The 13,480-nt window shown below is 53.7% G+C and carries 8 protein-coding genes; 7 read left to right on the top strand and 1 reads right to left on the bottom strand.

The window, feature by feature from the left end:
* Positions 1-5 precede the first annotated feature (5 nt).
* The 7 genes from ACZCED_RS01875 to ACZCED_RS01845 all read left to right on the top strand — a co-directional run bounded on the left by ACZCED_RS01875 (position 6) and on the right by ACZCED_RS01845 (position 12,447).
* On the top strand, positions 6-3,125 hold the full coding sequence (locus tag ACZCED_RS01875) for a PulJ/GspJ family protein (protein ID WP_464860091.1): 3,120 nt from the start codon (positions 6-8) through the stop codon (positions 3,123-3,125).
* 203 nt (positions 3,126-3,328) lie between these two features.
* A complete protein-coding gene (locus tag ACZCED_RS01870; protein ID WP_464860090.1) occupies positions 3,329-5,509 on the top strand; it encodes an acetate--CoA ligase family protein in 2,181 nt (726 codons plus the stop codon).
* Between the two features lie 10 nt (positions 5,510-5,519).
* On the top strand, positions 5,520-7,028 hold the full coding sequence (locus tag ACZCED_RS01865; protein WP_464860089.1) for an Hsp33 family molecular chaperone HslO: 1,509 nt from the start codon (positions 5,520-5,522) through the stop codon (positions 7,026-7,028).
* A 100-nt stretch (positions 7,029-7,128) separates the two neighbouring features.
* The gene (locus tag ACZCED_RS01860) at positions 7,129-8,319 is read left to right on the top strand and encodes an MFS transporter (protein ID WP_462968006.1); all 1,191 of its coding nucleotides are present in this window, start codon (positions 7,129-7,131) and stop codon (positions 8,317-8,319) included.
* A gap of 435 nt (positions 8,320-8,754) precedes the next feature.
* Positions 8,755-10,275: a sensor histidine kinase gene (locus ACZCED_RS01855; protein WP_464860088.1), complete on the top strand. Its 1,521-nt coding sequence runs from the start codon at positions 8,755-8,757 to the stop codon at positions 10,273-10,275.
* 226 nt (positions 10,276-10,501) lie between these two features.
* Positions 10,502-11,854 carry a sigma-54-dependent transcriptional regulator gene (locus ACZCED_RS01850; RefSeq protein WP_462968004.1) on the top strand — a complete coding sequence of 451 codons (1,353 nt, stop codon included), beginning with the start codon at positions 10,502-10,504 and terminating at the stop codon, positions 11,852-11,854.
* The gene (locus ACZCED_RS01845) at positions 11,848-12,447 is read left to right on the top strand and encodes a hypothetical protein (RefSeq protein ID WP_464860087.1); all 600 of its coding nucleotides are present in this window, start codon (positions 11,848-11,850) and stop codon (positions 12,445-12,447) included. The genes ACZCED_RS01850 and ACZCED_RS01845 overlap by 7 nt, the downstream gene beginning before the upstream one ends.
* An 18-nt stretch (positions 12,448-12,465) precedes the next feature.
* Here the strand turns inward: ACZCED_RS01845 and ACZCED_RS01840 are convergent, their stop codons facing one another.
* On the bottom strand, positions 12,466-13,371 hold the full coding sequence (locus ACZCED_RS01840) for a glycine cleavage system protein H (RefSeq protein WP_462968002.1): 906 nt from the start codon (positions 13,369-13,371) through the stop codon (positions 12,466-12,468).
* Positions 13,372-13,480 lie beyond the last annotated feature (109 nt).

The following is a 13,480-nucleotide window of genomic DNA, read 5'->3' as shown; positions in this document are numbered from 1 at the left end:
ATCAGATGAAACCCGCAGCGTCTGAAATTGAGAAACGGGACCGGTTGAGTAGTGATGCCGGTTATACGCTTATCGAAATCATCATTTCTCTGGTGATTGCCGGGATTCTCGCCTCCATTGCCGGCATGGGAATCGTATCCGCCATCAGCGGCTATGCGATCGTGCGGGAAAACGTCAGCCTTTCTCAGAAAAGTCAGCTTGCCACAACAAGAATCAGTCGAGAACTGCTGGAGTTAACCGACATCAGTCACACGGATGATACGCGGCCTTATATCGTCTATTACGCGGCGACCGGCCAAGTTCAGGCCATCGCGAAGGTAAATGATACGATCAAGCTGTATGAAGATCTGGAAGGACCGATTTCAAACGCCGATCTGGACAACAAGGGCGCTGTCCTAACCGACAGCGTGGATTCATTCACCCTGAATTACTTTAAGGGCGGGAACACGTGGGTTTTAACGGATGATATCCGCGAACTCTCCACCATTCAATTTTCGCTGAACCTGCGCAACAAGGACGTTGCCGGCGTTACCGTGAATGCAACCCAGTTGATTTACCTGAGGAATAACGACAATTATGGCGGCAATGCCACCCTGCCCGTCCCCCCCCCCACAATGGAACAATATGCCTGCTTCATTTCGGCAATGCAGCCCGGCCCGGTTGGCTCCGACTTCACGCTCATCCGGTCGCTAACTCCGTGGGCGCTGATCGTGATACCTTTAGGATGGGTGGTACGGTGGGTTCAACCAACGAACCGGAGGCGCCAACCCACAGACCGGTCCCGGTCCTGCAAAAAAAGCAGTGGCAGTGCGTTGATCGGCATCATTATCGCCATTCTGGTATTTGCTGCACTGGGTGCCGCCATCGTCCCGATGATCAGCTCTTCCCAGCTGCATCGCACCACCACAGGCAGATCCCTCCAAGCCTATTATCTGGCAGAATCCGGTTTGCGCTACGCCGCTAGCCAATATCTCCATGCAGCCAGTGAAAATGCAAAATATACGGCATTGAACGCCCTTAACGGTGTTGCCCACCACCTCCAGGACAAGCAGGGTCAATTCACCGTATCCATTGCCCCCTATTATTTTCTTGTCGACGTAGATCTATTGAATACCACGACATTGATAACGCGCATATATGGGAATCCGACGTATTCCTTCCCCCTGGCAGGCGGCAGCCTGAGCGTCAACGATAGCGTTTATACATTCTCATCCGCATCCATCGCGGGGCAGGTGATCACCTTCAATGGATTGTCGTCGCCACTGACAGTGCCGGCATACACACCCGTATACCCGGTCGCGCAGGCCGTCGCGCAGACCGTTTCAAGCGGTGGCGATCTGTCCCTGTCTCCAGGATCCGGCGACTTGTTTCCGGACCGCAACGGATCTTTTGTATTGGCTGGAAACACCTATACCTACCGCGAAAACGACCGTGATGCGCATACGCTGGTGGGCATCGAACGAACCGACCGTTCCGATTTCTCGGATTTATTAGTAACCGCCAACGAAAATATCCGTCTGAAAAAATTTGTTAGAATCACATCCACCGGTTCTGTCGGCAGCGGGGATTTGATGGCATCCCGTGACATCGTTTACCATGTCCAGATTCCCGAGGAAAATGAACCCCAGCGCATCGTTTTTCACGAACGCTTTAACAATCTGGACATGTGGAATGAAAACGGCTCTGCGCCTATCCTGCACGAAACGGGTGACATCGGTGGAAACAGCGTACTCAGGGTCACCGGTGTCACCCAGTCCGGTGCCGACACCCCCAGCGCCAGTTTGATCGAACTGAACGTCGGCGCCGTGCAATTCAATCCCGGTCAATTCGACACACAGGTAAAAATCGGCTTCGAACCCGTCGTGCCCGTGTATTTTACGGCGGGTATCAGTTTTCGTTTAACCGAGGGTGGCGATAAAACCTATGGGTTGTCATTTCAACGCAGTGCGCCAAGCGGCGGTACATCCGCCATTGACAATATTTACAACGGGCTGAAGCCGTTTTCTGCTGACAACGTGCACGCCATCATTCTTTGGCAGTCCACCGGAAGCAATGATTCTGAGAAACAATGGCTGGCGTATAAACAGATTTCCGATGTCAATCTGGATTCCAGTACCCAGGAAATCAACGAGCTTCAATGGGTGGACATCCTCGGCAGCAAATATTCCGCTCCCATCACCGACCTGACCGTCGTTCCTCCATTGCCATGCGATTACCGAACGATCAACCTCAGCTTTTCCAGCACATGCGACCCATTGCAGTCCGACTGCACGGCAATAGCGGTTTCTATCGACAATGGTGCAAATTGGATTCCGGTGGAGGCAAACAAGGCCGACCTCACCGCTTTCATTGGTCAGACCATTTCTACCCTACTGTTTCGCATCAATGCGGGTACCATCGGCTGGCATATCTTTAACATTGAATTCACCGCCGATGACTTCGCTGTTGAAAACGCCACACTGCTCTCGCGCTTCAAGGAAATAGCCTCCGTCACCTTTACCAACGGCGATGCAGGTCCAATCGAAGCCGGCGATCGAATTATCGGTGACAACAGTTTTGCGTCGGCAACCGTCTATGGTTCACCGGTGATCGCAAGCGGCAGTTGGGCCACGCTCGACGCAGCAGGCACGCTTCTGATTGACCATGTCGACGGTGTATTCCAGATCGGTGAACGACTGTCGGTTGCCGGCAAACCCGCCAGCTTGGCGACACTCACCGGATTCAGGACCCAGGACCATTTCATCGAGGCCTACTATGGGACCGAATCCGGTTGCGGCACACCGAACGCGGATCCCCTGGATGGCGACAAACATCCTTACCCGATCGATCCTCCCGCCTTGGTCTGGCCGCCGGATGAAGGCGAACCATGGACGGCGGACAAGGACTATTTCCAGTTGATTCAATGGGACGCGTTGAACAGCAGCGTTGGAACCGTTCAAGTGATCAACTCGCTCGACCGACCGAACACACTCATCCGCAGCTCCGAAACCGCGCTGACTGGCCTCGGCTCGACCCTTGGCCTCCATACCGTTGGCAAAGGGTCATTCAACGTCTACTTCGACGATTTTGGTTATCAATCTTTCGTAGACCAGCCGATAGCCATCCGCCAGCCCATTCAATATTGAGGGCCCAGGATCATCGATGGTCATCTCAAACGCTTTTTCACCGTTTGTTCCCACTGGTTTCCGACCTGTCGATTGATCGATGGTGAACTAACCCTTGACCTTGTCCAACTGCCTCAAGTAGATAGTGACCGGTCAATTTAATCGTTTCAAGGGCCGTTTCTGGATGCGCGATTTAAAACTGATGGATATCAGGAGATGATGACGTGGATCTGAGTGATTGGGTGAAAAATGCCCTCGCATCCGGCAGGAGGGCGCTAACCGAAGCCGAATCCAAAACGCTACTGGGTCGCTACGACGTTCCCGTAGTCGCAGAAACGATCGCCAACACGCCCGCAGAGGCTGCCACAGCGGCTGCCGACCTTGGGTTTCCCGTGGTGCTCAAAGGACTTGGCGACGACCTGCTGCATAAAACCGAAAGCGGCCTGGTTCACTTGAATCTGACCGATGAAAAATCCGTGCTATCTGCGGCTGAGCAGATCCTTCAGGCTGCCGCCGCGAAGCAGATTCTCGTTCAACCGCAAATCCGCGGGCATCGGGAATTCGTGGCCGGTCTTTTCCGCGACCCGCATTTTGGACCGGCGATTCTTTTCGGAGTGGGCGGCATCCTGACCGAAGCATTGTCCGATGTCGTCTTTCGGCTGGCACCGCTTACGCGTCAAGATGCGGCGGACATGATCGAATCCATCCGATCCCGCCTGCTGCTGGGTGCATTTCGAGGAGAAGCGGCAGTGGATCGTGAACGCCTGATGGACACGTTAGTGGGGCTTTCCGCCATCGCTGCCGATTTTCCTGAAATTGCCGAGATCGACATCAATCCGCTGATTGCCACGGCCAACGGAGAACTCCATGCCGTGGATGCGCTGATCACCCTTGCCGAGCCGGATAACGAGGCAACCGATGCCCATGCGGTGCCGCCCCCAGCTATCCATTCACTGTTCTACCCCCGATCCGTGGCGTTCATCGGCGCTTCCGCCCAAATGGGCAAGTGGGGGCATATGCTCGTCTGCAATACGATCAGCGGCGGCTACCGGGGGGACGTTTATGCCGTCAATCCCAAAGGTGGCGTCATCGCCGGCAAACCCGCCTTTGCATCGGTGGCAGACGTACCCGGAGAGGTCGACCTCGCGGTGGTAACCGTTCCTGCCGCCGGCATCATGAACCTGATCCCTCAACTGAAAGCCAAAGGAATTAAAAACGTGGTGCTGATCACATCCGGTTTCGGTGAAACCGGTGCTGACGGCAAAACCTTGGAAAAGCAGCTGGCGCAGGAAGCGCGGGCTGCCGGAATTCTTATCCTCGGCCCCAACACCATGGGCATCTGCAATCCCCATATCCATTTTTTCTGCACGGGGACCTCGGTTCGTCCGTTGGCCGGTTCCACGGCGGTGGTCGCCCAGTCCGGTAACATGGGGACCCAGTTGCTGGCCTTTGCCGAAGCGCAGGGCATCGGCATTCGGGCCTTTTCCGGCTCGGGCAACGAAGCCATGATCACCATCGAAGACTACATGGAAGGCTTTGAAGTCGACGAACTCACCCGAACCGTGATGCTGTATATCGAAAGTGTCAAGCAGGGCCGCCGATTTTTCGAAAGTGCCCGCCGCGTGAGCCAGAAAAAGCCCATCGTGCTGCTCAAAGGCGGCCAGACCCGTGCAGGCAACCGGGCAGCATCCAGTCATACGGGTGCCATGGCCACCGACACCCGGCTGTTCAACGCGGTGTGCCAACAGGCGGGCATTGTCAAGGTAGACCAGCCCATGGAGCTGCTGGACCTGTCCGCCGCCTTCTCTTCCCTTCCGCTTCCCCGGGGTAACCGCATCGCCATCATGACCCTGGGCGGCGGATGGGGCGTGGTCACCGCCGACCTGTGCAATCAATTCGGCCTGGAGGTGCCGGATCTCTCTGCAGAGCTGATTGCCGAGATCGATAAGGTCCTGCCGCCCTATTGGAGCCGGTCCAATCCTATCGATCTGGTGGGGGAAAACGACCCGTCCATCCCCTTGACCGTCATGGAAGCGCTGCTTCAATGGAAAGGCTGCGATGCGGTCATCAACCTGGGCATCTTAGGGCGCCGAATTTTTCTCAGGCGCCTGGCCGATTCAGTTGAACACGCGGATGCCTCTTATACACGGGAATTTCTGGATGAGGCCGTCAGCGCGTTTTCTGATTTCGAAAACAGCTACATCGAACAAATTGTCCGGCTGATGGAGAGTTACGGCAAGCCGGTCTTTGGGGTCAGCCTGCTCACCGATGAAAAAGATGCCACGGTCTATCGGGTGAAAGGCCATCATCTGAAGGGCGTGTTTTATGAAACGCCGGAGCGGGCGGTGAAGGCAGCGGCCCGCATGGTCGAGTACCAGCGGTTTCGCAACCGTCGCGCCGGTTAAAAGGATACCCATGGATTCACCACTGCTGATTGCCGCCGGCGCCAGTTTCATTGCCGGCCTGCTGGGATACATCATAGCCAAACTGTGGATCAAGCCAATCGTCGGTTACAACATTACCAAACGAAAACTTGGCCACGAACTTGCGCGATACCTGGAACGAATGAATGCAGCAACCGGACCTGACGCCCCGGGCAACCCGAACAGTGACCATGCATTGCTGCGAACGGCCCGGCAGCACGCCGCGGACCTGGTCTCCCTTTTCAATGCGGAGCTCCCCTATTGGTATCGTCTCTTGCTGGAAAGCCGAAAAGAGTCGCCCATCGAAGCGTCCGGACTGCTCACCAATTTGTCTAAGATACGCAATCGCGAACAAGTAAAAAATAGAATCGAACGCGCGCGTAAAATAATGGGCCTGAAATCAGCCGACCAGGTCCGAATCGGATATCGCACAACCGGGCGTTGCCAGGGCCTGTGCTTGGCTGGCCATTCGTTGACGGATGAGATACATGCCCGGTTCCGGATCACCTCCGGGAGACGGTCAAGTCGCAACCGCTTGAACCAATTGACAACGTTACCCTTATCCATGGAAAAAAAAATACCTGAAACCAACCAATCGACACATCTTGATCGTGGGAACGATTGCCTGCACACATTCCTGATGGCCGATGATACCATTCGCGGGGCAGTGCTCGACGGCAGCCGGATGATCAACCAGATGCGCTGGAATCACGAACTGGGCATCCTCGAAACCCTGGTACTCGGGCATGCCTATTTAGGCGCCTGCCTGATGGGGGCCAGCCTTAAGGGCAAGGACCGCCTGGGGCTGCAGGTGGACTGCTCCGGCCCGGTCAAGGGCCTGGTTGTCGAAGCCAACGCCGCCGGCGAAGTTCGCGGGTTTTTGAAAAATGTGCCCATCCCTGTTGAAAAGCCATTGGCCGACTTCAACCTCTCGCCGTTCTTCGGCGCCGGGTTCATATCGGTCACCCGCATCCTGGCCGATGCCAAGCGCCCCTTTACCGGCAGGGTGATGATGGCCCACGGCAGCCTGGCCAAGGACCTGGCCCACTATTATCTCACCTCCGAGCAGATTCCCACGTCATTCAGCCTCAGCGTCAAGTTCGACAGTCAGGGCAATGTGGCAGCTGCCGGTGGTATGTTCCTGCAAGCCATGCCCGACGCCGAGGCCGCGGTGGTCCGGCGTATCGAGGCTCAGGTGGTTTCCCTTCCATCGATTGCCGCCCTGCTGGATGAAGGGACCGCACCGGAGGAGTTGGTGCGCAGCTATCTGGGTGACTACGCGCCCCGTTTCATCGACCGGCGCAACGTCGGTTTTATCTGCCACTGCAACCGGGATCAGATCCGCAATGTCCTCACCCTGCTGCCCATCGACGAACTGAAGGACATTCAAGAAAAAGGCCCTTTTCCTGTTGAGATCCGATGCCACCACTGCAATACCCGCTATTCATTCGACCGGGAACACATCAACCTGATCCTGGCGGCCCGTTTCTCGGAAAATTGAGAAAATTCACCGGCAACCCAATCCTGAAGGGACGGGCCATGACCCATCGTCCATTCCATGGACGATTCGCTGACCTGACCCGATTGACAAACCAGGCCCAATGAACCCATCCCACCGAACGAACCTTTTTGTACCCATTGCGGCTACCACTTTTTTCAGGCTGGTGCTCAATACCGCAAGGCGTTTCGCCTATCCCTTTGCACCGGTCTTGAGCCGCGGACTCGGCGTCTCCCTGTCGGCGGTCACCTCCCTGATTGCCATCAATCAGGTGACCTCCCTGCTGGGTGCGCTTATCGGTCCCATGTCCGACCGTCTGGGTTACCGGAAAATGATGATCGCCGGGATGGCGATGCTGGCGGCCGGCATGCTGGCTGCTGCCATATTCCCTATTTATGCAGTCGTCCTGGTGGCCCTCGTTATGGCCGGACTTGGCAAGAGCATATTCGATCCGGCCGTGCAGGCCTGGGTCGGCAGCCGGGTACCTTACCGTAGGCGGGCACTGGTGATGGGCATGATGGAAACCTCGTGGTCTGCCAGTACCCTGATCGGCATCCCGCTGGTGGCCGTTCTCATGGACAGGTATGGATGGCAAATGCCATTTCTGGTGATGGGCGCGCTGGGATGCATCGGGGCCGTCGCCCTCTTTTTCTTCATTCCCGACGAGCCCGAACCGGCCGGCCGAAAGCTATCGCCAGCTGACTACCTAAACGCCTATTCGCGGTTGATTGCCAACCGACCCGCATTGGGTGCCTTGGGTTATGTGTTTTTTGTCAGCGCGGCCAACGACAATTTATTCGTGGTATACGGGGCGTGGCTTGAAAATCGCTTTGACCTGGGCATTGTCGCTTTGGGGTTGGGGACCAGCCTCATCGGTGTGGCCGAACTGGCGGGAGAAGGCCTGACTGCAACGGTTTCCGACCGCATCGGATTAAAACGGGCCCTGGTTGCCGGCTTGAGCCTGTCCGTCTTGAGTTACTTTGCATTGCCTTTCATGGAATCATCCCTGGCCGCGTCGCTATCTGGCCTGGCCATTCTTTTCTTCATTTTCGAATTCACCATGGTCACCAGCCTGAGCCTGTGCACCGAAATATTGCCGGGTTTCCGGGCAACCATGATGTCCGGCTTTTTTGCCACAGCAGGTATCGGACGGGTGATCGGGGCGCTGATGGGCGGAGCGGTATGGCAGGCTGGCGGCATCCTTGCCACGGGCTGTCTATCAGGAGTGCTGACGGGTCTGGGACTGCTGTGTTTGATGTGCGGACTAAAGGGATGGGACCGGGCAGACGCCTGATGTTTATTTCTGACTTCGCTTGGGAACGTTTCACATTCGAAAAAATGACTTCACTCTCCACCCCTCTTCAATGTTGCCCCAACGGCCATCTTTTTAACCCTGCGTCGCCCGCTGTCGATTAGGCAACTTGACACATCATCCGATTAGACTCTAAAGTGTTGGTATTCGGACGATAATAATACCCCTGCACGGAAGCCGCTTTCATTCGGGATCAACCATCTATCCGTATGGCCATTAAACACGAAAGATAGCGAATTCTCCGTGACGCTCCACGGGAAGGGTTCAATCGCGAAATTAATAAAGCTCGGATACGACAACCTATTTCCAATCATCGGCACACTCCTGAAAGCGATCTTATCTCTTTTCGTGGTGCAAAAACACAGGTTTCAAAACCTGTTTCAATAAACGCCTGAGTAAAGGGGCTTGACGGGCGCCATGGAAGGACCTGAACACTGCCTGCTTTTGAATGTGGGGGTCGTGGCAAGAGGATCCCGCTGCCTGTCGATCATGAGGGATCTGCATGCCATCAGGCCTTCGCACCTTCGCCTTAAACTGGTGGCCATGGCTACCATCTCCAAGTCTGCAGCCTGTAACAAATATGCCGGTGAAACCGGAATTGAGTTGTTTGAAAATCCAAAAGACCTGTTGACTATCGAATACCTGGACCTGATCCTTGAGCTTACCGGCGACCCGAAGATCCTATCCGAGCTGATTTCCCATAAACCGCCAACCATTGGGGTGCTGGACCGGCCGACCGCCATGCTTTTTTTTGATTTCGCCACCTTGTACAACAAGGTGTCCAAACAGGAAACAGAGATCAACCTGGCCACATCCTTTGCCTCTGCCCTGCTTGAGGCCTCACCCGATGGCGTGCTCGTCATTGACAGGGATTACCGAATTATCAACTGTAATAACTCAACCCTGATTAACGGTGGGGCGGGGAGGGAATCAATCCTCGGGCGTTTTTGTTTTGAGATCATGCATCATGCAAAAGAGCCCTGCTCGGTTCCTGAAAGAATATGCCCTGCGCAGGAGACCCTGAGAACCGGTCGGCCTTCGCGTGCGGTTCACGAAGTAGTGATGGCAGATGGAGGCACCCAGGTCAGCCAAGTCACCACCTATCCGATATTCAACCATTTGGGTGAAATCACTCAGTTTGTGGTCACGGTCAGGGACATGACCAAAGATCTGAGTGAACGGATTGAAAAGCGCGCACAGATAATCAAGGACAATCTCACCCGTTACGTCCAAGATGACCGGCTCGCATCCCTGGGTCGCCTGGTGGCCTCGGTCTGCCATGAAATCAACAACCCCATCACCAGCATCGTCACTTTTAACAAACTGATTTTATCCTTTGCCAAGGATAATGATTTAGGCCGGGATCGGATGAAAGAGGTTAATCGATATCTTGGCCTATCTGTTCGAGAAGCCATGCGGTGCGGCGAAATTGTAAAAAACCTGCTGACCTTTGCCCGACAGAAAAAGGTGGATGCCAAAAAGATTGACCTGGTTGACATGGTCAATACCATCATGCTGTTAATCAGCCACCAACTTGAAATTGCAGGCGTTACCTGTGAGGTAGACCTTCCCTCTTCATCATATACGGCCTGGGGAGACAGCGCCCAGATCCAGCAGTGCCTCATGAACCTCATATTCAATGCCATGGATGCGATGCCCCAAGGTGGCAGAATGGCAGTGACCGGTGGCTTTGACGAAAAAGAAAACATGATCTGGCTAACCATCTCCGATACCGGCCTTGGCATCGATGCCGATGAATTGCCACGCATATTTGAACCCTTTTATTCAACCAAGCCCGAAGGAAAGGGCGTTGGGTTGGGCCTTTCTATGGTTTACGGTATCATTCGCGAACACAATGGCGTCGTGGAAGTAGACAGCGAGATGGGAAAGGGCAGCACATTCCGCATCAAACTGCCTCGTCCGCGGCCTGATGAATAAGTAGATCCCATATTCTCAGCATGAGAATGCGGTTTTTTAGGCATTAAATCCAACTCATTATAGTTGTTAAACCGATCTCAAAAATAAAGATCAGGTACCTATGCAAATAGCGGAGCGATGATCAAAACGGACCATATTCAGGAAATATAAAATCTTACGCCGACTGAAGACACTATAATGGGCCCTTTAACACTTTTGAGACGCGTTCAAAATTGAGGAGTTGAACATGAGTCTGTCCACGAAAATCATGATTGTGGATGATGAGGAAACCATCTGCGAGGCCCTATGCGCATGGTTTGCAAAGGATGGTTATTTGGTGGAAACCGCTTTTTCCGGTTTTGACGCGTTAGCACGCATTCAGGACAATGCCTTTGACGTATACCTTCTGGATATAAAGATGCCGGGGATGGACGGCATCGAGCTCTTGACTAAACTCAAAGAAAAACAGCCGGATGCCATGGTGATCATGATTACGGCCCATGGGTCCATACAGACTGCCGTGGAGGCTATGAAGCTGGGGGCTAGCGACTACCTATGCAAACCCTTTGATCCTGATGAATTATCCCTTCTCATGGAACGGGTCATGGCCATTAAAGCCCTTCAGGATGAAAATCTCGTCCTCCGTGAGCAACTGATGGATCACCAGGATTCTCTTCACAACGTGATGGTCATCCATTCGGAACCCATGCAGAAGGTATTTAAAACCATAGAAGAAATCGGGCCTTCCCTTGCGCCTGTGCTGATTACCGGTGAAACCGGGGTCGGAAAGGATATGGTGGCAAGGGCCATTCAACAGCAGAGCCTGCGGTCTGAAGGTCCGTTCATTACCATCAACTGTGGCGCCCTTACCGAATCCATTCTTGAAAGTGAGTTGTTCGGGCATGAAAGAGGAGCCTTTACTGGGGCAGTCAAAGCCAGGCGGGGGCGTCTTGAAATGGCGAACAACGGCACCCTTTTTCTAGATGAAATCGGTGAGATCTCTTCAAAAATGCAGATCAGCCTTTTACGAGCGCTGGAGGAAAAGCAGTTCTTGCGAGTGGGCGGCTCCCAGCCCATTAAAAGCGATTTCAGGCTGATCAGCGCCACCCACCAACACCTGCCGCATCTCATTGGTGAGAATCGGTTCAGGGAAGATTTCTACTATCGTATCAATGTGATCGGTCTCCATATTCCTCCCTTGCGGGAACGGTTGGAAGATGTGCCGGTATTGGCTGACCACTTTTTGAAACACTATGTTGAGGAAACCGGCAAATCCCTTATGGGATTCACCCAGAGAGCTATCGGCATGATGACCGCTTACCAGTGGCCTGGCAACGTGAGGGAGCTTCGAAATGTCATCGAAAGAGCAGTGGTGATCGCAAAGGGCAGGATGATCGGGGCCAAAGAGATGATCTTTCTAAACCCCGAAGCAGATTTCTGCGAAATGGGCCCGCTCACTTTGAAGGACATGGAAATCAATCATGTCCGGGCAGCTTTGGATAGCTGCAACTGGAATGTCAGCAGGGCTGCAAAACAGCTGGGGATCGATCGGAGCACTCTGACAAGAAAGATGAAACGACATCAGATTACCCGTTGTTAACCCCCATACGGAAATATAGAGCCATTGACAAACAAACGCCGATACATGATCAGGTCCACCTGAACATCATCCCTATAGGGACTGTCGATGAACTGGCCTTATCCGTCGTGGCCGCCAACCTTCAGGCAGTGATGGGCCTTAATAGCGATATACGGCCGAATCAGCCTAAACCCGAATATGCCTACCTGCACGGCAGGCTTCAATACGACGCCGGTCAAATTATCAATGCCCTTGAATCAGATGCCGGTAAGGTCCCCCTGACCCTTGGGGTTGTCCGGTATGACATCTGTACCCCTATCCTTTCTTTTGTCTATGGCGAATCACAGTTGGGCGGCAAAGCCGCACTCATATCCCTCTACCGAATTGCTGATGAAAGACCAGATGTCACCTACACCAGGGCAGCAAAGATCGGCCTCCATGAAGTCGGCCATCTTCTTGGCATCGGACACTGCAGGACAGTGGATTGTCTTATGTGCTTCTCTGCCAGCCTTGAAAAGCTGGACCAGTTACAACCCCGTTTCTGTGAAGCCTGCGCCTATGAAATATCCCGCCGACTTCGCCATCTTTTCACGGCATCCGTCAGCGCATTTTAATTTCCGGATATTACCATATCAGCCGAGAAATTCCTCAACCAACCGGTCCCATCCAATTTCCGGAACGGTTCCGAAAATATCTTTAATGGCGTCACCACCGGTAGCCGCCATCTGATAGCCCGCATTTTCCCTCAAAAGACTCGTGAGTCGGCCGGCCTCATCATCTATCCAGGCCAGGCTTTCGTCGCCGAAAAAAAGGTTTTTAAGGTTTTTATGAAGACTTGATGGTTGGATCACCATGAGCCATCCATCATCATAGGGCGCGTCATTGGCAATGCCGGCATGCTTAACAATTTTTTGGTTTACCGCCACCACCTTGCCGTCAACGGGGCTTAAGGTTTCCGCTTCCATTCCGGAACGCTTGATGACCGCCTGGGTCCTGTTTTGCCCCACCGTGTTCCCCAGACCGGGGAGTTTGATTTCATCCTGCTCACCCAGCAAGCGGTAGGCAAAGTCATCGATGCCTACACGGACGCGTCCGCCATATTCAACCCGGGCCCATGTGTGGCCATAATGGTAATAATGATCCCTGGCTACATCAAATCCGGACGTCTTGTCGCACTGGGCGGTTTTCAAATTGGGGAGGTAGCTGGTGTCTTCTATCATCTGGTCATATGGACATTTTACACAATTGTAGCCGTAAGAGCAGAGGCTGTAGGAAACACGGCCACTGAGCATGTGTCGGCACTTTCCCTGTTTCATCATAAGCCGCATTCTTATCGGTCGGGGATCGGTGGTTTTTGCATCACCTTGTTTTTTTTCAAAGTCGGATAACACCCGTTTGTCAAGTTTACATCCAAGGCAGTCGAATGCATTGAAGCATTTCATCTGTTTGAGAACACCGGCACGGCTCCAGACACACAGGTCATTGGCCATGGAATAGACAAAGGGACGTCCCGTCCTACGTTTGGCTGTATCTATCATAATGGACCTCCTTATTGTTAATGATTTCAGTTCGCAGTTCATGAAATCGTTAATTGAAAAGCAGCCGAAAAGAGGTTTAATGGGCTGTTATTCAGTTCTTGGATAGATG

Source organism: Desulfosarcina sp. (genome assembly GCF_055467485.1).
This window is presented reverse-complemented; position numbering and strand designations above follow the sequence as displayed.